At 65.4% G+C, this 21967-nt stretch carries 19 protein-coding genes and 1 tRNA gene; 12 read left to right on the top strand and 8 right to left on the bottom strand.

Translation table 11 applies throughout. The features are described 5' to 3' along the window. Positions 1-14: 14 nt before the first annotated feature. Positions 15-326, top strand: coding sequence for a hypothetical protein (locus AAC014_RS03575; protein WP_339704166.1), 312 nt, complete (start codon positions 15-17; stop codon positions 324-326). On the opposite strand, the gene AAC014_RS03570 is transcribed toward AAC014_RS03575, so the two are convergent. Both AAC014_RS03570 and wecB read right to left on the bottom strand, forming a co-directional pair. Next, positions 310-1503 (bottom strand): TIGR04063 family PEP-CTERM/XrtA system glycosyltransferase, encoded by a 1194-nt coding sequence (locus AAC014_RS03570; protein WP_339704164.1) that lies wholly within the window; start codon positions 1501-1503, stop codon positions 310-312. The genes AAC014_RS03575 and AAC014_RS03570 overlap by 17 nt on opposite strands. Beyond that, on the bottom strand, positions 1503-2594 hold the full coding sequence (wecB, locus tag AAC014_RS03565; RefSeq protein WP_339704162.1) for a UDP-N-acetylglucosamine 2-epimerase (non-hydrolyzing): 1092 nt from the start codon (positions 2592-2594) through the stop codon (positions 1503-1505). Before wecB ends, AAC014_RS03570 begins: the two co-directional genes overlap by 1 nt. A gap of 196 nt (positions 2595-2790) precedes the next feature. Here wecB and AAC014_RS03560 point away from each other — a divergent pair, with 196 nt between their 5' ends. The 3 genes from AAC014_RS03560 to AAC014_RS03550 all read left to right on the top strand — a co-directional run bounded on the left by AAC014_RS03560 (position 2791) and on the right by AAC014_RS03550 (position 5572). Next, entirely contained in the window at positions 2791-2961 is a 171-nt protein-coding gene (locus tag AAC014_RS03560; protein ID WP_339704160.1) for a hypothetical protein, read from the top strand. Then, positions 2961-4343: a putative O-glycosylation ligase, exosortase A system-associated gene (locus AAC014_RS03555; RefSeq protein WP_339704158.1), complete on the top strand. Its 1383-nt coding sequence runs from the start codon at positions 2961-2963 to the stop codon at positions 4341-4343. The genes AAC014_RS03560 and AAC014_RS03555 overlap by 1 nt, the downstream gene beginning before the upstream one ends. An 86-nt stretch (positions 4344-4429) precedes the next feature. After that, entirely contained in the window at positions 4430-5572 is a 1143-nt protein-coding gene (locus AAC014_RS03550; protein ID WP_339704156.1) for a mechanosensitive ion channel domain-containing protein, read from the top strand. On the opposite strand, the gene AAC014_RS03545 is transcribed toward AAC014_RS03550, so the two are convergent. After that, the gene (locus tag AAC014_RS03545) at positions 5569-8547 is read right to left on the bottom strand and encodes an L-glutamate gamma-semialdehyde dehydrogenase (protein ID WP_339704154.1); all 2979 of its coding nucleotides are present in this window, start codon (positions 8545-8547) and stop codon (positions 5569-5571) included. The genes AAC014_RS03550 and AAC014_RS03545 overlap by 4 nt on opposite strands. Before the next feature lie 127 nt (positions 8548-8674). Between AAC014_RS03545 and AAC014_RS03540 the strand changes: the two genes are divergently transcribed. From AAC014_RS03540 to AAC014_RS03525, 4 genes are read left to right on the top strand one after another with little or no spacing between them, the layout of a single operon-like run. Further along, positions 8675-9130: an Lrp/AsnC ligand binding domain-containing protein gene (locus AAC014_RS03540; protein WP_339704151.1), complete on the top strand. Its 456-nt coding sequence runs from the start codon at positions 8675-8677 to the stop codon at positions 9128-9130. A 49-nt stretch (positions 9131-9179) separates the two neighbouring features. Continuing rightward, a complete protein-coding gene (locus AAC014_RS03535) occupies positions 9180-9632 on the top strand; it encodes a MaoC family dehydratase (RefSeq protein WP_339704149.1) in 453 nt (150 codons plus the stop codon). 24 nt (positions 9633-9656) lie between these two features. Continuing rightward, a complete protein-coding gene (locus AAC014_RS03530; protein WP_339704147.1) occupies positions 9657-10838 on the top strand; it encodes an acetyl-CoA C-acyltransferase in 1182 nt (393 codons plus the stop codon). A gap of 42 nt (positions 10839-10880) precedes the next feature. Next, positions 10881-11174, top strand: a complete 294-nt coding sequence (locus AAC014_RS03525; RefSeq protein WP_339704145.1) for a PilZ domain-containing protein — start codon at positions 10881-10883, stop codon at positions 11172-11174. Here AAC014_RS03525 and AAC014_RS03520 read toward each other — a convergent pair. The 5 genes from AAC014_RS03520 to AAC014_RS03500 form a co-directional block, all read right to left on the bottom strand. After that, positions 11171-12118 carry a glucokinase gene (locus AAC014_RS03520; RefSeq protein ID WP_339704143.1) on the bottom strand — a complete coding sequence of 316 codons (948 nt, stop codon included), beginning with the start codon at positions 12116-12118 and terminating at the stop codon, positions 11171-11173. The two genes, AAC014_RS03525 and AAC014_RS03520, sit on opposite strands and share 4 nt — an antisense overlap. Positions 12119-12125: 7 nt before the next feature. Next, the gene (locus AAC014_RS03515; RefSeq protein ID WP_339704141.1) at positions 12126-12830 is read right to left on the bottom strand and encodes a 6-phosphogluconolactonase; all 705 of its coding nucleotides are present in this window, start codon (positions 12828-12830) and stop codon (positions 12126-12128) included. A 119-nt stretch (positions 12831-12949) separates the two neighbouring features. Continuing rightward, entirely contained in the window at positions 12950-14869 is a 1920-nt protein-coding gene (locus AAC014_RS03510) for an amidohydrolase family protein (protein WP_339704139.1), read from the bottom strand. Between the two features lie 2 nt (positions 14870-14871). Beyond that, complete coding sequence (locus AAC014_RS03505) at positions 14872-16047, bottom strand: serine hydrolase domain-containing protein (protein ID WP_339704137.1); 1176 nt, start codon at positions 16045-16047, stop codon at positions 14872-14874. A gap of 163 nt (positions 16048-16210) precedes the next feature. Continuing rightward, positions 16211-16284 (bottom strand) — tRNA-Cys (locus tag AAC014_RS03500). 253 nt (positions 16285-16537) lie between these two features. Here AAC014_RS03500 and AAC014_RS03495 point away from each other — a divergent pair. Genes AAC014_RS03495 through AAC014_RS03480 form a run of 4 tightly spaced genes read left to right on the top strand, consistent with a single transcriptional unit; the run spans position 16538 to position 21857 of the window. Beyond that, positions 16538-17200, top strand: coding sequence for a protein-L-isoaspartate O-methyltransferase (locus AAC014_RS03495; protein ID WP_339704136.1), 663 nt, complete (start codon positions 16538-16540; stop codon positions 17198-17200). A 10-nt stretch (positions 17201-17210) separates the two neighbouring features. Further along, positions 17211-18656 (top strand): TolC family outer membrane protein, encoded by a 1446-nt coding sequence (locus AAC014_RS03490; protein ID WP_339704134.1) that lies wholly within the window; start codon positions 17211-17213, stop codon positions 18654-18656. 40 nt (positions 18657-18696) lie between these two features. Then, positions 18697-19110: a DUF2497 domain-containing protein gene (locus AAC014_RS03485; protein WP_339704132.1), complete on the top strand. Its 414-nt coding sequence runs from the start codon at positions 18697-18699 to the stop codon at positions 19108-19110. Between the two features lie 47 nt (positions 19111-19157). Then, a complete protein-coding gene (locus AAC014_RS03480; RefSeq protein ID WP_339704130.1) occupies positions 19158-21857 on the top strand; it encodes a valine--tRNA ligase in 2700 nt (899 codons plus the stop codon). The last annotated feature ends 110 nt before the right edge of the window (positions 21858-21967 follow it).

The following is a 21967-nucleotide window of genomic DNA, read 5'->3' as shown; positions in this document are numbered from 1 at the left end:
TGCCGTGCCCGCTCATGCGAACGGTGAGGGGCCGCCTGAAGGCCTGCACGGATGCGCTTCACGGCGCCGTTGAAACCTATGATGCGGTACCCTGGGCGAGCGCAACGTTCGAGGGGCAGCGCCATGCCTTCACGCTCCGCATCGACGGCGAGGCGGAGAGCGTGGACCGGGCGGCGTTGCGGGTGTGCGGCACGCTGCTGGGTGATGAGATCGACCTTCCCGGCGAACTCCTCGCCGATCTCGTGATCATCGGCGAGGACAGTCTGCGGCAGGGGACGACGCAGGCGCGGCGCCTGCATTTCGAAGCGCTTACCGTGCGCGACTGAGCAGGCGCTCGTAAACCGGCACGTAGGCCGCGACGCTGCGGTCCCAGTTGCGCTCGGCTGAAACCCAGGTTTTGGCGCGGGCGCGACGTTCGGGCCATGTGTCGCGGCTGGCAAGGACGCCGATCAGAGCATCCGCGGCGGCATCGGGATCGTCTGCCGCGAACAGCGTGCCGGTGACGCCGTCCTCGATCAGCTCGCGATGCCCGCCGACGTTTGAGGCGGCGACGAGCTTTTCCTGCGCCATCGCTTCGAGCGGCTTCAGCGGCGTCACCAGCTCGGTGAGCCGCATGGCCTTGCGCGGATAGGCGAGCACATCGACGAGGCTGTAATAGCGATCGACCTCGCTGTGCGGCACGCGGCCGACGAAGCGGATGCGGTCGCTTGCAGGCGATGCCGCCGCCGCAGCACGCAGCGAGGCTTCCATCGGGCCGCCGCCGACGAGCAGCAAATGCGCCTTCGGCCGCGCGGCAACCAGCCGGGGCATCGCCGCGATCAGGATGTCGAGGCCTTCGTAGTCGTAGAAGGAGCCGAGGAAGCCGATGACCTCCGCGTCTTCAAGGCCGAGTTCAGTCGCAAGTGCCGTGTCGCGGGGCAGCGGGTCGCCGAACTGGGCGAGATCGACCGCGTTCGGAATCTCGAACAGCTTCGCCTCGTCGATGCCGCGTGTGCGGAGGTCGCCAAGGAGGCCCTTGCAGATCGCGCCGACGGCATCGGCCTGGCGGCAGGCCCAGCTTTCGGCGGCGTGGGTCAGCCGGAATTTGAGGTCGCCCTCGCGCCCGGTGCCGTTGCCGACCGCGGCGTCTTCCCAGAAGGCGCGGATTTCGTAAACGAGCGGCAGGTTGTGGCGGCGGGAGGCGCCCCACGCCGCGGCGAAGGTGAGCACCGGCGAATGCGCGTGCAGCAGATCGGGCTTCTCGGCCTCGATCAGCGCATCGAGCCGCTTCGATGTCGCGGCGATCTCGCCGATGATCGGCAGACCCGAACGCCGGGAACGGTGAAAGGTAAGGCCATCAATGACCTCCGGGTCCGGCCCTTCGGCATAGTGGCGCGGCGTCGTCAGCATCAGCGGCTGCCAGCCGAGCCGACGCTGGCCTTCGATGAGCGCGCGCGAACGGAACGTGTAGCCGCTGTGCAGCGGCAGGGAATGATCGAGGATGTGAAGCGGCTTGATCGCCATCAGCGGCCGCGCCGCACCAGATCGGCGACGCAGCGCTCTGCCGTGCGGCCGTCCCAGAATTCCGGGCGCTTCGCTGTCCCCGGCGGGGCGGCAAGCGCGGCATCGAGCGCGCTGACAAGCGCGTCGGCCTTCACCAGACGGTTGGTGCCCTCGGCGACGGTGACCGGCCGTTCCGTATTGTCGCGGAGCGTGAGGCAGGGGATGCCGAGATAGGTGGTTTCCTCCTGAAGCCCGCCGCTGTCCGTGATTGCGATGCGCGCGTCTTTCAAGAGGCTCATGAACGGCTTGTAGGACTGCGGCTCGGCGAGGGTGATGTTGCCCTTGGCGAGCGTGTCCGACAGGCCGAACGCCTCCACCCGGCTCTTTGTGCGGGGGTGCATCGGGAACATCAGCGGGAGACGCTGCGAAGCCTCCACCAGCGCGTCGACGAGCGCCTTCAGCTGGGGCGCTTCATCGACGTTGGACGGGCGGTGCAGCGTGACGATGCCGTAGTTTCCGGGCGTGAGGCCGAAGCGGGCGGGGGCGTTCTCGGCGTCGAGCTTCGGCCGGATGCGTTCGAAGCTGTCCATCATGATGTTGCCGACGCGGGTGATGCGGCTTGCCGGTATGCCTTCGGCGCGCAGGTGTTCGTCGCCGTCGGGCGAGGGGGTCCACAACACGTCGGAGATCGCGTCCGTCACCAGCCGGTTGATCTCTTCGGGCATGGCGCGGTCGCCCGAACGCAGGCCCGCCTCGAGGTGGACGACCGGAATGTGGAGCTTGGCGCCGACCATCGCGCACGCCGCGGTCGAATTGACGTCGCCGACGACGACGAGCCAGTCCGGCTGTTCGTCCATCGCGATCTTCTCGTAGGCGATCATCACCTTGCCGGTCTGCTCGGCATGGCTGCCGGAGCCCACGCCGAGGTGATGATCGGGCGCCGGGAGATCGAGATCAGCGAAGATGTCGTCCGACATGTTCGCGTCGTAGTGCTGCCCGGTGTGGATCAGAACGGGTTCGAAATCATCGTGGGCGGCAAGCGCGTGCCAGAGCGGCGCCACCTTCATGAAGTTCGGGCGTGCCGCCGCGATCATGTGCACTCGCCTGGTCATGCGTCGTTCGTTTCCCTTTTCATGTCCGCGTCCTATTGCCAATGCGCCCGGCTTTCGCAAGGCCGGGTGCAAACATTCGGCAGGTATCATCCCAACGTGACGGCTTTGCCCTTGGGTGCACGAGATGTTAAGCGGAAGCCGTTAACAGCGCGATGACTGCGTGCGGCAAGGCACGCACGCTAGGGACAAGGCCCGGATGGTAGACAATTTCGCATTGCTGGTGTCGCAGCTGATGATGATCGTCGTGCTATGGCGTTGCTTCACGCTCCCGGCCGAAGACGGCAAGGAAGATGCGCAGAAGCCGACCTTCCGTGCCCACAATCGCAGCGCGGCCCGCGGGCGGAACGGGAACGCCCCGGTAGACTGATGCGCGACCTCGTTCTCATTTGCTTCATCGTCGGCTTCGTCGTCGCGTCGTTCCGGCGCCCCTATTTCATGGCGCTCGGCTACATCTGGGTCGACTTCCTGCAACCGCAGAAACTCACTTACTGGTTCCTCAGCGGCGCGCCGGTCGCACTCATCATGGCGATCGGGGCCGTCGCGTTCTACGTCTTCCTCGACGAGAAACAGCGCATCCGTCTCAGTCTTGTGCAGGTGCTGGTCATTCTTCTTGTTCTTTTGGCGACGGTTAACACCTTCGGTTGGGCCATCGTCACCGATCATGCCCGTGAAAAATGGGACTGGGTCTGGAAAGGGCTGCTGTTCTCGGTGTTCCTGCCCTGGGTGCTGACGACGCGGCGTCGCGTGGAAGCGGCGGCATTCATCATGATTCTCAGCACCGCCGCGATCACGATTTCGGGCGGCATCAAGACGCTCCTCGGCGGCGGCGGTTACGGGAATGTCTCGTTCCTCGTGCAGAGCAATACCGGGCTTTATGAAGGCAGCACGCTGGCAACGGTTGCGCTGTGTTTCATCCCGCTGACATTGTGGCTCTATCGCCGCAACACGATCATCAAGCGCAACCTGCTGACGCTGCTCGCGACGGCGGGCATCATCTTCTCGATGACGCTCGTCACGGTCGGCGCGGAGGCGCGCACCGGCCTTATCGCGGGTACGGCGCTGCTGCTCCTGCTATGGCTGACCAGCAGGAAGAAGCTCATTTTCGGGGCAGCGATTGCTGCGGCGGCAGCAATTGCCATTCCGCTCCTGCCGGCTTCGTTTACGGAGCGCATGTCGACCATCAAGACCTATGACGAGGACATGTCCGCCTCCACGCGTATCGCCGTATGGTTGTGGACAATCGATTTCGTGAAGGAGCATCCCTTCGGCGGCGGCTTCGGCGTCTATCGCATCAACCAGTTCGACGTGGACATGCAGCGCCGCGAGGGCGTGGCCGACAACATGGACACGCGCACCGTCACCATCAAGAAGGAGGCGCGCGCATTCCACAACAGCTTCTTCGAGGTGCTCGGCGAACTTGGTTATCTCGGTGCGGTGATCTATGTCTCGATCGTCGTCCTCGCGCTTCATGCCACGTGGAAGCTGAAGAATATCAGCACCGGCGACCCGGAGCGGGACATCTGGTTCCGCGACCTCGGCACGATGATGGCGATCTCGCTGATCGTCTACACCGTGGGTTCGATGTTCGTCAGTATCGCGTTCCAGCCCCCGTACTATGACCTTCTCGCGATCACGATCGCAGCGACGCACATCGCCCGCCGGGAGCGGCTTGGGAACAACGTCGATGAGAAGCTCGGCCCGCGGCGGCGCCCAGCCGGGATGGGGGCGACCGTGCCCGCAAAAGCCTGATCCGCGCCGGAAGGGCGGTTCCAAGGTGGCGCGCCTGCCTGTAGAAGCCGGTTGAACCACAAGCGGTCTCCGGCGTTGAAAAGCAGATGACAAAAAATCAGATACTCCCCGCGTCCGACTTCCAGAGCCTGAACGAGGCCTCCGCGTGGATCGCCGCAAACGGCACCGCACTCCTCATCTATGGCGCCGTGGCCGTCGGCATCTATCTTCTGCTCGTGGGTATCCGCGCCGTTGCGTGGCGCATCGTGGGCGCACCGGGTGCGCTGGAGCCGAACAGCTGGCGTGCGATCCTGGGCCAGGTGCTTCGGCGCACGCGCAGTTTCTTCCTCGCCGCCGTGGCCGTTCAGCTTGTGGTGGCAAGCGCCCCCGGACTCGCCGGCGCCCTGCCGGTCGTACAATTCCTCTTCACGGTGGCGGCGGTCTTGCAGGGTGCGATCTGGATACGCGAGTTCGCACTCGGTATTGTTGCGCGCCGCGCGGCGGGCGAAGACCCGCACAATTCGACGCTGGTCTCGGCGATGGGCGTCATCCGCGTTATCATCAATGTGGCGATCTTCGCGATCGCGGCGATCCTCATCCTGGACAATCTTGGCGTTAACGTCACAGCGCTTGTCGCGGGCCTCGGCATCGGCGGCATCGCCATCGGCCTTGCCGCGCAAGGCATCTTTTCAGACCTGTTCGCGGCGCTTTCGATCCTGTTCGACAAGCCGTTCGTGCGCGGCGACGTCATCACCGTGGACACGCTGACGGGTACGGTCGAGGCGATCGGGCTCAAGACCACGCGAATCCGTTCGCTTTCAGGTGAACTGGTTTCCGTGTCGAATGCCAAGCTGCTCGAAAACCGCATCCATAACTACGCGGTAATCCACCAACGCCGTGTCGTCATGCAGGTCGGCATTATTTACCAGACGCCTCCCGACATCATGGAAGCATTGCCCGATGAAGTGCGGAAGATTGCTGAAAGTGTTCCGCTGATCGCCTTCGACCGCGCGCATTTCTGGAATTTCGGGGCAAGCTCCATCGATATGGAGATCGTCTTCAATGTGACGGCTTCTGGAATGCAGGAGATGATGGCCGCACGCCAGGCGTTCATGCTCGGTGTCGTGCGCCGCTTCAGCGAGCTCGATGTGGACTTCGCCTATCCGACGCAGATGGGCTTCCTCGGCGGGCTGGACGGCAAGGTTGTCGATCCGCTCGCGATTCCGCGCGATCTGCAGCCCGCTCCCTAAAGCGTCACATCCTCGATGGAGAGCAGGCTGGCGTTGCCGCCTGCCGAGGTCGTGTCGATGCTGACCGTGCGCTCCACCGCGAAACGCGGCAGGTAGTGTGGCCCGCCCGCTTTCGGCCCGGTGCCCGACAGGCCTTCGCCGCCGAACGGCTGCGAGCCGACGATGGCGCCGATCATCGAGCGGTTGACGTAAAGATTGCCGACGCGCGCCGCCGCCACCGTGCGGTCGCAGCGACTGGCGATGCGGCTGTGGAGCCCCATGGTGAGGCCGTAGCCGCTGCGGTTGATGCGCGCGATCGTCTCGTCGAGCGTGCCGGTCTTCCACGTCGTGACGTGCAGGATCGGGCCGAACCATTCCTTCGTCAGATCCTCGATACGGTCGAGGCGGATCACGGTCGGCGCGATGAAGCGGCCTTCGGGCACTGCGACCGTATGCAGCCAGCGGTCTGTTGCCGACAGGCGGTAGTCTTCGAGCTTCCGGTATGCCGCATCATCGATCACCGGGCCGACATCGGTGCGCGGATCGGCGGGATCGCCGACGACGAGCGTGTCCATCGCGCCCTTCAGCATCTCAAGCGTGCGATCGAACACGTCTTCCTGCACGATAAGCAAACGCAGCGCCGAGCAGCGCTGGCCGGCGGAACGGAAGGCTGACGTCACGACGTCAGCGATCACCTGCTCGAGGAGCGCGGTCGAATCGACGATCATCGCGTTGAGGCCGCCGGTTTCGGCGATCAGTGGCACGATCGGGCGCGCGTCGTCTGCCACGAGGCTGCGCGCGATCGCCTTGGCCGTGCCGGTCGATCCGGTGAAGGCGACGCCCATCACGCGCGGATCGGCGGTGAGCGCGTTCCCTGGCTCGGCGCCGCCGATGACGAGCTTCAGCACATCCTTCGGTACGCCGGCCTCGTGGGCGAGCGCGACGGCGCGCAGCGCGATGCGCGGCGTCTGCGGCGCGGGCTTGGCGACGACGCTGTTTCCGGCGACGAGTGCCGCCGTGACCTGGCCGAGGAAGATCGCGAGCGGGAAGTTCCAAGGCGCTATACAGGCGAACACGCCGCGGCCTTCGAGGCGCAGCGTATTGCTCTCGCCCGTCGGCCCCGGCAGTTCGATCGGCGCGAACTCTGCGCGCGCCTGATTGGCGTAATAGCGGCAGAAGTCGGCGGCTTCGCGGACTTCGCCGATCGCGTCGCCTAGGGTCTTGCCTGCCTCATGGACGGCGAGTGCCATCAGATCGATGCGATGTTCTTCAAGCAGATCGGCGAGGCGATCGAGCGTGGCGGCGCGGGTTTCGACGGGGGTGCGCGACCAGCCTTCGAATGCAGCGTCGGCTGCGGCGATTGCGGCGTGCACTTCCGCGACGGTCGAATCGGCGGGAGGAGCGCCGATGTCGGCGCGGGCGGCGATGGCGGATGCGGTTTCTTCGAGGGTCATGGCGTCCTGCAAATCGATGCCTGCGCTGTTGCCGCGAACGGCACCGAACAGATCGGCGGGGAGGGGGATGGAGGGGTGGCGCGTGCCGCCGACGGCCGCGATCTTCTCGACCGGATCGGCGAGCAGCTCTTCCTCGGTGACGTTCGGGTCGGCGAGCTGATGCACGAAGCTGGAGTTGGCGCCGTTTTCAAGCAGGCGGCGCACGAGATAGGCGAGGAGGTCGCGGTGGCCGCCGACGGGCGCATAAATGCGGCAGTTGTAGCCGCCTTCGCGCACCAGCGTTTCATAAAGCCCTTCGCCCATGCCGTGGAGGCGCTGGAACTCGAAGTCGCGGCGCTCGCCGGCCCATTCAAGCAGCGTCGCGACGGTGAGCGCGTTGTGGCTGGCAAACGCCGCGTAGATGTTCTTCGCGGCAAGCATGTCGCGCGCGCAGGCGAGGTAGGAGACGTCGGTTGCGGCCTTGCGCGTGAACAGCGGATAGTCGGAAAGCCCGGCCTCCTGCGTGCGCTTGATCTCGCTGTCCCAGTAGGCGCCCTTCACGAGGCGCACCGCGATCCGGCGGTTGGTCTCTGCGCCGATCGCGTCCGCCCATGCGATGACCGCGCGGCAGCGTTTTGAGTAAGCCTGTACCGCCATGCCGAGCTTGTCCCAGCCGGAAAGCGACGGCGCGCGGGCGGCGGCGGCGATGATGTCGAGCGACATGACGAGCCGCTCCGATTCCTCCGCATCGACGGTGAGGCCGATGTCCGCCTTTGCGGCGCGCTCGGCGAGTTCGACGAGCATGGCGGAAAGTTCGGGCACGCAGGTATCGGCGTGCGCGGTTTCATAGCGCGGGTGGAGCGCCGAGAGTTTTACCGAGATGCTGTGGTCGCGGCCCTTGCTGCCCTTGCCGATGGCGTCGATGGCATCCGCATAGGAGCGGAAATAGCGCTCTGCGTCGTCCCGCGTGCGCGCCGCTTCGCCAAGCATGTCGAAGCTGGCGACGAAACCGGTGTGGTCTTTGTCGTTCGCGCGCTCCAGCGCCTCTTCGATCGTGCGGCCCATCACGAACACCTGCCCCATCAGGCGCATCGCCGTGCCGACGGCGGTGCGAACCACGGGCTCGCCAACCCGGCCGATCAGGCGCTTCAGCGCCGATCCACTCTCGCCGACGAGCGAGCGGGTGACGACAAGGCCCCATGTCGCGCCGTTGACGAGCGTGGAATCGGATTTGCCGGCGTGCGCCGACCAGTCGGCGGTGCCGAGCTTGTCGCGAATGAGGAGGTCGGCGGTCTCAGCATCCGGCACGCGCAGGAACGCTTCGGCGAGCGCGAGTAGGGCGATGCCTTCGTCGGTGTTGAGGCGGTATTCCTGAAGGAAGCGGTTGACCCAGCCGCTCGACTGCGCGGCGCGCAGCTCGTCGAGGAGGTCCCCGGCGCGGGCTGTGATCCTGCCTCTTGCCGCTGCATCGACGCGCGCGGCCTCGCACAGCGGCAGGATCACGTCCGGCTCGGGCGCACGGTGCAGGCGCTGCATATCGGCAAGGATGTCGGCGATGGGCATGACGGGTCTTTCGCTGATGATCCTTCGATAATGCCAGCGAATAGGACAAATGTGCTTTGTATTTTTGTTTCTTCTCCTGAATTATGTAAGGCGTATTCTGATTTTGCCGAAGAAGGTTCGGATTGTCATGCTCGATGCCATTGACCGCGCCATCCTGCGTACGCTGCAGGAAGACGGGCGCATCACCAACCAGGCGCTCGCCGAGCGCTGCAACCTGTCGCCAGCCGCCTGCCACGAACGTGTCCGGCGGCTGCGGGAGAAGGGCTATATCGCGGGCACCGTCGCCGTGCTTGATCCCGTGCTGCTCGATTGTGCGCTGCTCATTTTCGTCGAAGTGCTGCTCGACCGCACGACCTCAGACGTATTCGATGATTTCGCTGCCGCCGTCCGGCGGATGCCTGCCGTCCTCGAGTGCCACATGGTGGCGGGCGGGTTCGACTACCTCATCAAGGCGCGCGTCAAGGACATGGCGGCTTACCGGGCCTTCCTCGGCGATACGCTCGTCGATCTGCCTGGGGTGCGGGAAACGCGGACCTATGCGGTGCTCGAAGAGGTCAAGAATACTCACGTTTTACCTATCTAGGCATGGCGGCTGCGGCATCTTAAGCCGGGCGCGAAAAAGGGAGGTGTGGATGACGGTTTCGGTGCAGGCCTACAAGGCGATGGTGGGCAGCGAACTGGGTGTTTCGCGCTGGTTCGAAGTCGATCAGAAACGGATCGATACGTTTGCAGAATGCACTGAGGACTTTCAGTTCATCCATGTCGATCCCGAACGGGCGGCGGAAACGCCCTTCGGCGGCACGATCGCCCACGGATTCCTTACGCTGTCGTTGCTTTCGGCCATGGCCTACGAGCTGTTTCCGGACCTCGAAGGCAGGAAGATGGGCGTGAACTACGGCATGAACAAGCTGCGCTTCCTCGCCCCCGTGCGGTCGGGCAAGCGCGTTCGCGGGCGCATGACGCTGCTCGACGTGACGGAGCGAAATCCGGGCGTTTTGCAATCCACCTACGAGGTGGTCGTTGAGATCGAGGGCGAGGAAAAGCCCGCATTGCTGGCCGAATGGGTCGGCCTCACCTACGTATAAGATTCAGGAACAGGAGACTCTCCCATGCGCGAAGCCGTTATCGTTTCCACCGCCCGCACGCCGATCGGCAAGGCCTATCGCGGCGCTTTCAACGCCACACCGTCGCCGACGCTCGCGGGCCATGCCGTGAAACATGTGGTAGCGCGCGCAGGGATCGACCCGGCGGAGGTCGATGACTGCATCTTCGGTTCGGCCATGCTGCAGGGCGTGCAGTCGCCGTGCATCGGGCGGCTTGCGGCGCTGCGCGGCGGGCTTCCCGTGACCGTGGCGGGCATGGCGCTCGATCGCCAGTGCGCGAGCGGCCTGATGGCGATCGCGACGGCGGCGAAGCAGGTGATCGTCGACGGGATGCAGATCGTGGTGGGCGGCGGCGTCGAGTCGATCTCGATGGTACAGAACGAGAAGATGCGGATTGAGCCCGACATGAGCCTGATCGAGATGCATCCCGACGCCTACATGCCGATGATCGACACCGCGGAGATCGTGGCCAAGCGCTACAACATCAGCCGTGACGTGTGCGACGAATTCGCCTTCCAGTCGCAGCAGCGCACGGCGGCGGCGCAGCAGGCCGGGCGCTTCGACGACGAGATCGTGCCGCTGCCCTCCGTGATGGTGATGAAGAACAAGGAGACGGGCGAGGTCACCAAGCACGACGTGACGCTGACGAAGGACGAAGGCAACCGCCCCGAGACGACGCTCGAAGGCCTCAAGGGTCTGCAACCCGTGCGCGGCCCCGGCCACAACGTGACCGCCGGCAACGCCAGCCAGCTTTCGGACGGCGCCTCGGCTTCGCTCGTCATGGAGGCGAAAGAGGCCGAACGCCGCGGCCTGAAGCCGCTCGGCCGCTATGTCGGCATGGCGGTGGCGGGTGTCGCGCCCGACGAGATGGGCATCGGTCCGGTGTTCGCGATCCCGAAGCTTTTGAAGCAGAACGGCCTGAAGATCGACGACATCGGCCTTTGGGAACTGAACGAGGCGTTCGCGGTGCAGGCGCTCTATTGCCGCGACAAGCTCGGCATCGATCCCGAAAAGTTCAACGTCGACGGTGGCGCGATTTCCGTGGGCCATCCCTACGGCATGTCGGGTGCGCGCCTTACCGGCCATGCGCTGATCGAGGGGCGGCGTCGCGGCGCGAAATATGTCGTCGTCACGATGTGCATCGGCGGCGGGCAGGGCGCGGCGGGCCTGTTTGAGGTTTACGGCTGATCGGCAACGATCTGCTAACCATTTTCGTGCGAGATTCGGGGCATGTCGAACGCACCCGATAACCACCGGAATGCGGCACGTGCCGCAACGAACTATCTGGCCAGGATGGATTACCGTCGTGGCCAGGTGACGGCGCGCGTCATCGACATGTCGATGACGGGCGCCCGTCTCGCCACGCACGAGCAGATCGCGATCGGTGAGAAGGTGCTGCTGACGACGGTGCGGATGGGAATGCGGTCGGGCATCGTCGTGCGCTTTGCGGACGGTGAACTCGGTGTCTGCTTCACGGACGAAATCGCCGAGGCGCATAAAGCGCGGATGGCCGCAGCCGTCTAAGTGCCGGCGTAGTCCTGTGCGAATGCGGCTGCCGCGCCGAGCAGCCCGGTTTGCCTGTGCGTCACCAGCCTGACCGGAACCTGCTGCATCCGCGCGCTATAGCGGCCCTTGTCAATGAAACGGGCGTGAAAGCCCGAGGCGCGAAGCCGCGTTTTCGCGCGGTTCGAAAGCCCGCCCACGATGGCCACACCCATCGCGCCGTGCGCGAGGGCAATATCGCCCGCGACCGCGCCGTAGATCATCGCGAAGCGCGCCATGGCGTCGTCGTCCTCATCCGCGAGCGCGGCGGCCCAGAGATTGGCGTCCGTCATTGGCGCGGCGCCGGGATCAAGCGCGGTGCGGATCGCGCCGAGGCCTGGCCCTGAGACGAGCCGTTCGTTCGAGACGCGGCCGTACATCCGCCGCAGCGCGGGCATCATCGTCTCTTCGGTGGCATCGAGCGGCGCGAAGGCGATGTGCGCGGATTCGGTTTCCACGACCTCGACACGTCCCCCCCGCCTGAGCAGGATCGCGCTGCCAAGGCCGGTGCCGGGGCCGATTACGCTGACAGGGTGGTCGAGAGGAAGCGGCACGTCGGGGCCGCACAGATGCTCGGTCCATTCATCGCCCAGTGCTGCGACGCCGTGGGCCATCGCCCCGAAATCGTTAAGGAGCTTCACCGTTTCGAGACCCAGCCGCCCGGCGAGTCCGGCGCGCTGGATTTTCCAGTCATTGTTCACGAAGGCAAGCACATCGCCTGCGATGGGCGCGGCGACGCCGATCGCAGCGGCGTTCGGAAGCGCATGGCCGAAGAGGGCGGGGAGGGTTGCCCAAGCCGCTTCGAGACCGTCGTAGTCAGCGCTTTTCAGCGTTACCGGTTCGCCGAGTTCACACCGCCCGCCTGCGATCTCGGCGATCGCGAAGCGGGCGTGCGTGCCGCCGATATCGGCTGCGACGATCCTCATCGCGCCGTCAGGCGGGACACCAGTGAATGTCGACCGGGACGGTGACTTCGGCGAGCACGCGGCCGACCGGCGTGTCCGAAAGCGGCCCGTCTTCCAGCGCCTTTTCGAGCACAGCCTTTGCGTCGTCGCCTTCGAGCGCGACGATCAGCGTGCGCGCCGAGGTGATCGCGGCGCGCGTCAGCGTCACGCGTGCCACAGGCGCGTCCTTCGGCAGCGGATCGGGCATTACGCCGATCGCGCGGCGCGACTTCGGGCCGTTCAGCGCCTCGTCGAGATCGGGGCCGCGGAAGATGCCCGCCGTCTCGCCGTTCGCACCGACATCGAGCCACACGAGATCGGGCGGCCATTGCAGGTCTTCGAGCCGTGCGTCAGCGGCGCGTCCCGCAGCCTTGTAGTCGGCGTTGTCGCTGCCGATCGGCAGAACGCGCGCACCCTTGGGCAGGAAGATGCGGGCGAGTGCGGCGGCGGCGGACAGTGGGCTGTCGACCGCGACGAGGCAGTCGCCGGTCGGCACGATGGTGACGCGCTTCCAGTCGAATTTCGCTTTCGCGACCTCCTTCAGCACCGTGAGCGCGATCCCGGTGCCGGGCACGGCGATCAGCGCCTGCCCGCGCGCATCGATGGCGCTTTCGATGATGAACTGGATGTCGCCCGCCGCCGACGCGGCGAGTTCGGCGGAATCCTCTGCATCCCACCATTCGGCTTCAATCATGGCTGCTCCTGCCGGAATGTTCGCGCCGAGGCCGGGGCTCGAAGCGAACGATGAAGAATCGCGCCCTGTCTAACGACTGAGACGCGATTCTCCATCCGCAATTTGCCCTGCGCGGCGGGTTATTCGGCCTGAACGGAGCCCTTCGCGGGCAGGATCGCCGCGGATTCGCCGCCCAGCGCCACCGTGACCACAGGCGTTTCCGCGCTGCCATCCGCCCGGTCGAGGGTCAGCGTCGCAGCCTTCCGATTACCCGCCTTGTCCTTCAGCACCGCGGTAACGCTCGCCCAGCCTTTGGCGGTCTGGACCGTGCCGAGCCGGTCGGCGGACCACACCGTTCCCGACTTCACGTCCTTCAGCTTCACCGTGCCGGTGGCGAAGCGATCGCCTGCCCCCTGCTTTGCAGTGAGGGTGATGCTGTAGTCCGCCGACTGTCCGCTCGCCGTGAAGGCGCGTGCCTTTGAGGCGGTATTCATCGGGCGGCTCGGCATGTGCGCGTCGCGCAGCAGCACCGCGCCTGGTTTCGCGCCCGTCGCTGCGCCGCCCTCCAGCGCCGGAACGCCGTTGACGATCACGTGGCGGACACCGTCCGATGGCAGCGTGGGGGCGTCGAACGTCGCGTGGTCGCGCACGGTCTTGGGATCGAAGACCATCACGTCGGCGCGCATACCGGGCGCGATATGGCCGCGATCGACCATGCCGATGATCGCGGCGGGGAGAGCGCTCATCTTGCGAACAGCGTCTTCCATCGTGATCGTGCCGGTGTCGCGCACATAGTGGCCGAGGATTTTCGGAAAGCTGCCGAAGTAGCGCGGATGGCCACGGTTCTTGATCGAAGCACCGCAATCGCAGGCGACCGCCGTGTCGGGATATTGCAGGAAGGCGATCACGTCCTTCTCGTCGCCGAACGTCATGTTGGCGCGGGTGTAGGGATCGCGTTCCAGCGTGCGGAGCACCGCCTCGCCGGCACGGATGTTTTCAGCAGCCATGATGTCGGTAAGCCGCTTGCCGAGATCGGGGAGGGCGATGCCTTCGGCGCCGCCGAGGCGCGTTGCCATCGCATATTCCGCCGCCTCGACGAGCTGCGGGCGGAGCTTCGGATCCTTGAAGCGCGCGAGCATCGCGTCGCGCCCGCCATCCGCTGCCCAGCCTGGCACGAGGAAGGCCTGCAGCGCCGTCTGCCCGGCAAGGTAGGGATAGATGTCGATCGCCGTCCACGCCCCGCGCGCGGTGGCGGCGGAGACCATTTCGAGCACCTTCGGCGCGTTGCCGCGTTCCTTGCCCGCGCTCTTGATGTGCGTGATGACGGGGACGAGCCCCGCTTTCTCACCGATCAGAACGGTTTCTTCCATGCCCTTGAAAGAGCTGAGATTATCCTCCGGGCGCAGGCGGTCGTGGTTGGGGAAATTGGTGCGCCACGGCTTTGCGACCGAGACGATGTCGATCACCTCTTCCGTTTTCGCATAGTAGGACGGGCGGTAATCGAGACCCGAGGCGACGCCCCACGCGCCCGCCTTCAGGTTGTTTTCGATCGCGGCCTTCATCGATGCGATTTGCTCCGGCGTCGGGCGCAGGTCGCGGTCGCCCATCGCGTCCCGCCACACGGCGTTGAAGCCGACGTAGGCGCCGATGTTCTCGGCAAGCCCGTTCGCGGCCATCTCGGGAAGCTGCGCGGCAATGTCGTTGCCGCCACCGCCGTCGGCGTTGATGATTTCGGTGGTGACGCCCTGGGTCAGCATGTTGACCGCGGTGGAGACGCCCTCAGGCTCGGCATGGCTGTGGATGTTGATGAAGCCGGGCGCGACGACGAGCCCATTGGCATCGATGGTTTTGGCCGCCTTGGCCTTGGCGAGATCGCCCACCGCAACGATGTGCCCGCCCGCGATTCCGACATCGCCGCGATAGGCGGCGAGGCCGCTGCCGTCGACGATGGTGCCGCCCTTGATGACGATGTCGTAGGCGACTTCCTTTGCAAGCGCGGGTACGCTGGCTGCGGAGCAGAGAAGCAGGGCAACGCCCGCGGTACGCATAGTCTGGATCATTTTCACTTCTTCGCTCCGCCGTTGCCTTCGAACCATGCTTTCGCCACGTCATAATAGCGCTGGTTGGCGCCGCCCTGGGTGTTGACGAGAAGGACGATGGCCGTCTTCTCGTCCGGGTAGGTGTAGAGCGCCGCATTGAAGCCGTTGATGGCGCCGCCATGGCCTACGATACGGCGACCGTCACGCTCGCCCACGGCGAGGCCGAGGCCGTATTCCAGCGGCGGCGGGCCGCTCGGGAAGGACTTGCTCACCGCGCTCGTCAGGCGCCCGTCCTTCAGCTTCGAGGGTTCGATCATCAGTGCGAGGCTTTCGGGCTTCACGACCTTGCCGGAGAACAGTGCATCCTGCCAGCGCAGCATGTCCGCCGCGGTCGAGCGCATCGCGCCGGCGCCGTGCGCCACGCTCACCGAAAGCGGCAGGGGATTGGCGAGCTTGTCGTTCAGCAGGTCATAACCTTTGGCGCGGCGCGGAACGATCGCGCGCTCGTCGTCATAAGCCGTGTCGTTGAGGCCGAGCGGCTTGGTGATCATCTCTTCAAGCGCGACGCCATACGGCTTGCCCGTGAGCTTCTCGACGATCGCGGCTGCCAGCACATAGGCTGAATTGTTGTAGCGATAATCTTCGCCAACCGCGAAGTCGGTGAGATTGTCCTGCCCCGCGATGTAGGAGACCATCTCGTTCGTGTCGTGCGCACGCCATCCGCGCGATGCGAAGTTCTTGTCGGTATAGCTGTGGATGCCCGACGTGTGGTTGAGCAGGTGCCTAACGGTGATGCCGTCGGCCTTCGGGAAATCGGGGAAGTACTTGCTGATCGGGTCGCTGAGCGAAAGCTGCCCGCGCTCCACGAGCATCATCAGCATTGCGGATGTGAACTGCTTGGTGATCGAGCCGATGCGGAAGATCGTATCCGCCTTCACCGTCTGCCCGTCTTCAAGGTCGGAGTAGCCGTAGCCTTTCAGGAAGACGATCTTGCCGTCCTTCATCACGCCCACGGAGCCGCCGGCGATTTTTCCGCTGGCGATCCCGTCCGCCATCACCTTGTCGATCCCGGCGGTCGCCGCCTTGCTCGCGGTGATGCGCGTCGCGCTTTCGGCTGCGGCGGGAAGAGGGGCGGCGTGCGCGAGCAGCAGGACGACTGGCGCCACACCCAGCCAGCGAAAGACTTTCCGATTTATCATCCGTCGTGAACTCCCATCCCCTCGGCGATTCGCCATTCAGGATATTGCATGTCCTGAATGGAAAAATTCAACCTGAATGAGTTGGCTAATGGAAATTCATTTCCATGAACTGCAAGAGACGCGCGCGTTCCCGACGGACGAAATGCGGAGGCGTGGGGAAGTCTGGAGGCCCGAGCCGGAATCGAACCGGCGTGCAAGGATTTGCAGTCCTCTGCGTAACCACTCCGCCATCGGGCCTCGATGCGGGAGGCGCGCTCTCTAGACCATCGTCGGTGCTGGTGTAAATGCCTCTGTAAACGCCGCTTCGGTGTTGCCTTTCGACAGAAGGCGCACAGGAATGGACAGGCGCTGACTTTCCGCCTTGGCGTTGCCGCGCGAAACTCTTAAAGCCGGAAGCGGCCGCGCCGCGCCCCAGGCGGGCGGCGGCTTGCAAATTTGGTGTGTTATTTATATATAACACCAGGAACAGGTTCAGGAGGACGCGAAGCCCGTGAAATTGCCGGACTTCAGGAAGATGCGCAGCGCGATGATCGACAGCCAGCTGCGTCCGAACGGCATCGTCGAGCCCAATCTCATCGCCGCCATCAAATATGTGCCGCGCGAGATGTATGTTCCCGCCGAACTCTCCTCGCTTGCCTATCTGGACGAGGCGCTTGAGGTCGTCCCTGGCCGCGCGATCCCCGCGCCGCTCGTCGGCTGCCTGCTGATGTCCGCGCTTGAAGTGGCGCCGACGGAGCGCGCGCTCATCGTGGGCGGCAGCACGGGCTATTCGGCCTCGATCCTCGCGCGGCTGTGCGCGCACGTCACGCTTGTCGAGGACGATGCGACGCTGGTGCGCCGCGCGTCTTCCGCAATCTCCAAGACGGGCGTTTCCAACGTCAGCGTCGTCGAAGGGCCGCTTGCCGAGGGCTGCGCCGAGGGCGCGCCGTATGATGTGCTGCTGATCGAGGGCGAGGTCGAGGATGTACCTGACGCGCTCGTCGCGCAGGTCCGCGACGGTGGGTGCATCGCGGCTGTGCTCGCCGAGCGCGGCGCGGCACCGAGTGTTGCGGTGGGCCGTGTTTCGGGCGGGCATGTCGGCTGGACGCGTCTGCTCGAAGCGGGCGCACCACGGCTCAAGGGTTTCGAGCGGCCGCGGGTTTTCGAGTTCTAGGAGCGGGCGAATGGGTGGCAGGTTTTTCGTTCTGATGGGGGGCGCGGCGCTCGCTGCGCTTGTGGCAACACCGGCGGCGGCGGAAAGCCTCCGCGACGCGATGGCCGCCGCTTATGCCAACAACCCCGTGCTTGCGGGCGCCCGTGCGGGCCAGCAGGCGGTGTCCGAAGGTGTCGTGCAGCAGCTCGGCGAGTTCCGTCCCACCGTTGGGGCGCAGGCCGCGCTCAATCAGGAAACCACCGGGCCGGGCCGTTTCAACGACATGAGCCGTCTTGTCACGGTCGGCGTGCAGCTCTCGCAGCCCGTTTATCGCGGCGGCCGTCTGCAGGCCGGTCTCAAGGCCGCGAAGAACCGCGAGATTGCGGGCCGCGAACAGCTTCGCGGGACTGAGAACCAGACGATTTTCGATACCGTCGTCGCCTATATGGATGTGCTGCGCCTGCAGGCCGAAGTGGATCTCACTTCGAACCAGGTGCGCGTGCTGGAACGCCAGTTGCAGGCATCGAACGACCGTTTCGAAGTCGGCGACCTGACCCGTACGGACGTTGCACAGAGCGATGCACGCCTCGCGCTCGCGCGCAGCCAGAACATCGCCGCACTCGGCAACCTTGCGAATGCGCGCGCGACCTACGAACGCGTCGTGGGCCGCGCGCCTGAGAACCTTGAGCAGCCGCAGCTGCCGCCGATCATTCCCGGCACGCAGCAGCAGGCGATCGACCTCGCGCTTGCCGACAGCCCGTTCATGCTCGCCGCGAAGTCCGAGCAGGAAGCCGCGCGTCAGGACGTTCGCGTGCAGAAGGGCGCGCGCCTGCCGAGCGTCGATGCGACCTTCGGCGTCGGTTACACGAACTTCCGCGGCCTTTCCGCTGCGGGCGCGGGCGTACGCACCAGCGGTATCGATTATACGCAGAACATCGGCGCGACGCTGACGCTGCCGATCTTCCAGGCGGGCGTGCAGGGTTCGCGCATCCGGGAGGCGCAGGCGCGCTTTTCGCAGGCCGAGCAGAACGCGCTTTCCGCCGAACGTGACACGATCGAAAGCGCGCGTCAGGCCTGGGAAAACCTGCAAAGTGCCCGCTCGACGATCGAATCGGCCAAGATTCAGGTCAGCGCCAACGAACTCGCGCTTGAAGGCACGCGCGCCGAGAACGAGGTCGGCTCGCGCGATATCCTTGATGTGCTGAATGCCGAGCAGGAGTTGCTCGACGCGCGCGTCACCCTCGTGCGTGCCGAGCGCGATGCGTTCGTGGCCGCGTATGCGCTGCTCGCCACTGTGGGCCGCGCCGAGGCGGACGACCTTGACCTGCCGGTCGAGGTCTATCGCCCAGAGGCCTATACGGCGCAGGCGAAGCGGCACTGGGTGGACTGGGCACCTGGCGACAGGCAGCCCGTGACGACGCAGGTGAGGGCGCCGGACACGATGGGACCGCCGGTTCCGCCGAGTGTCCAGCAGTAGCCGCGTGACAACGCCCGGCGATTGGCGCTAAATCGCACATATGGCAGGCAAGCCCGAACCCACGATGGAGGAAATCCTCGCGTCGATCCGCCGCATTATCGCGGAGGATGACGGCGAGCGCGTGCGCGAGCCGGAGCCGGAACCCGACTTCGACGACGAGGATGAACCGCTGGACGACACCGGCGCGCGGTTCGAGGCCGAGCCGTCAGCGGTGCTGGAGCTTTCGGAAGCAGCGCAGTCCACGGTTTCCGAACAGGTTCTGGCGAAAGCGTCGGAAAGTTTCTCGGCGCTCTCGTCCATGCGTTTGCACGGCGACGGGACGGGGCCGGAAACGCTCGAAGGTCTCGTCCGCGAGATGCTGCAGCCGATGCTGAAGTCCTGGCTCGATGCCAACCTCCCCGAGATCGTCGAGCAGATGGTCGCGCGCGAGATCGCCCGCATCACACGCAAGTAGCGACCCTCCGCTTGCCGCATCGCAGCATCGCTGGCAAAGGGACGCACATGACGATCGAAAAAACCTTCGCGCCGGGCGAAATCGAGGCCCGCTGGTACAAATACTGGGAAGAGAACGGGAAATTCCGTCCCGAACGCCCGGATGCGGCGCCGTTCACGATCGTAAACCCGCCGCCCAACGTCACGGGCAGCCTCCATATCGGCCACGCGCTCGACAACACGCTGCAGGACATCGTCGTCCGCTACGAGCGGCTGCGCGGCAAGGATGCGCTCTGGGTGGTCGGCACCGATCATGCCGGCATCGCCACGCAGATGGTGGTGGAGCGCCAGCTTGAAGAAAAGCAGGACAAGCGCACCAACTACAGCCGCGAGGATTTCATCGCGAAGGTGTGGGACTGGAAGGCCGAAAGCGGCGGCCAGATCACGCGCCAGCTTCGCCGCCTCGGCTGCTCGATGGATTGGAGCCGCGAGCAGTTCACGATGGACCCGCACTTCACGCGCGCGGTCGTGAAGGTGTTCGTGGACCTCTACAATCAGGGCCTCATTTACCGCGACAAGCGGCTGGTGAACTGGGACCCGAAGCTGAAAACCGCGATTTCCGACCTCGAGGTCGAAACGCGCGAGGTGAAGGGTCACTTCTGGCGCTTCAAATACCCGCTCGCGGACGGCGCGACGCTCGTCGATGGTCGCGATTACATCGAGGTGGCCACGACGCGCCCGGAAACGATGCTCGCCGATATGGCGGTGGCCGTGCATCCCGACGATGAGCGCTACAAGGCTGTCATCGGCAAGCACGTGAAACTGCCGCTTTCGAACCGCCTCGTGCCCATCGTCGCCGACGAACACGCCGACCCCGAACTCGGCTCCGGCGCGGTGAAGATCACGCCCGGCCACGACTTCAACGACTTCGAGGTCGGCAAGCGCGCCGGCATCAAGCCCGCCGACATGCTCAACATGTTCGATGCCGAAGCGAAGGTTGTGCAGACGGCGGACGGCCGTATTCCGCCCGAATATCTCGGCCTCGACCGGTTCGATGCGCGGGGGCTGGTCGTCGAGCAGTTGAAGGGGCTGGGCTTCCTGATCCCGCATGTCTCGAAGGACAAAGACGGCGAGGAAACGCAGCACGACGCCGAACCGCGCACGATCCAGACGCCCTTCGGCGATCGCGGCGGCGTGGTTATCGAGCCGTGGCTCACCGACCAGTGGTACGTGAATGCCGAGGAACTGGCGAAAAAGCCCATTGAAGCGGTCCGCAGCGGCGCCATCGAGATCGTCCCGAAGACGTGGGAAAAGACCTTCTTCAATTGGATGGAAAACATCCAGCCGTGGTGTGTCTCCCGCCAGCTCTGGTGGGGGCACCGGATTCCGGCTTGGTTCGACGAGGACGGAAACGTCTTTGTCGCGGAAACTGAAGATGAAGCGCAGACGCTCGCGGGCAACAGGAAGCTCACTCGTGACGAAGACGTCCTCGACACGTGGTTCTCGTCCGCGCTCTGGCCGTTCGCGACGCTCGGCTGGCCCGATGCCGACGCGCCGCTCCTGAACAAGCATTACCCGAACGATCTCTGCATTTCGGGCTTCGACATCCTGTTCTTCTGGGATGCGCGCATGGCGATGCAGGGCTTGCACTTCATGGGCGATGTGCCGTGGAAGCGGCTCTATCTGCATGGCCTCGTCCGCGCGGCGGACGGACAGAAGATGTCGAAGTCGAAGGGCAATGTCGTCGATCCGCTCGGCCTCATCGACAAATATGGCGCCGATGCGCTGCGCTTCTTCATGGCGGCGATGGAGAGCCAGGGCCGCGACGTGAAGATGGACGAGCGCCGGGTCGAGGGCTACCGCAACTTCGCGACCAAGCTGTGGAACGCCGCGCGTTTCTGCCAGTCGAACGGCATCGAAGCCTCGCGAGCCATTGTGGCGCCCGCCGCCTCGCGCGCCGTCAACCGCTGGATCATCGCCGAGGTTGCCGCGACCGCGCAGGCGCTCGAAACCGCGATGGCCGAGCTGCGCTTCGATGCCTATGCGGACGCGATCTACCAGTTCACGTGGAGCCGTTTCTGCGACTGGTATCTCGAACTCATCAAGCCGGTGCTCGCCGAAGGCGGGGAAGGCGCGGACGAAACGCGTACCGTTGCGGGCTGGGCGCTCGATCAGATTCTGGTCATGCTCCACCCGGTGATGCCGTTTGTGACGGAAGAACTCTGGCACGCGCTCGGCGACCGGGGCGGGCACGATCTCATCACCGCGAAGTGGGTGGAGGTCGGCGCGGTCGATGCTACCGCCTCGGCGGAGATCGACTGGCTGATCCGGCTCGTTTCCGAAATCCGCTCCAGCCGCACCGAGCTTGGCGTACCCCCGGGCACGAAGCTGCCTCTGCACGTGCGCGATTGCTCGCCGGTCACTGTTGCGCGGCTTGAGACCAACCGCTCGATGGTCGAGCGGTTGGCCCGCATCGAGGGCATCTCGCACGAACCTGCCCCGGCGGGCGGCGCAGCGCAGATCGTCGTCGACGAGGCGACTTATGTGCTGCCGCTCGAAGGCGTCATCGACCTTGCCGCCGAGCGCGTGCGTCTCGAAAAGAACGCGGCGGCGGCGGAGAAGGAGCGCGACAGTCTCGCGGGGCGTCTCGGCAATCCGGCGTTTGTCGACAAGGCGAAGCCGGAAGCGGTCGAGAAGGCGCGCGCGGACCATGCGGAGAAGTCTGCCGAGGCGGAGCGGCTCAGGGCAGCGCTGGCGCGGCTGGGCTAACACCCGCTCCCTCTCCCCGCCGGGGAGAGGGTCAGCGCGCGCTTAGCTCGACATCAGCACGAACATCGCGGCCAGCAGCACCCCGCAGACGCCGAGGATGAACAGCAGCT

Origin of the sequence: uncultured Sphingosinicella sp. (genome assembly GCF_963974575.1) — a bacterium.
Classification (GTDB): Bacteria; Pseudomonadota; Alphaproteobacteria; order Sphingomonadales; family Sphingomonadaceae; genus Sphingosinicella.
This window is presented reverse-complemented; position numbering and strand designations above follow the sequence as displayed.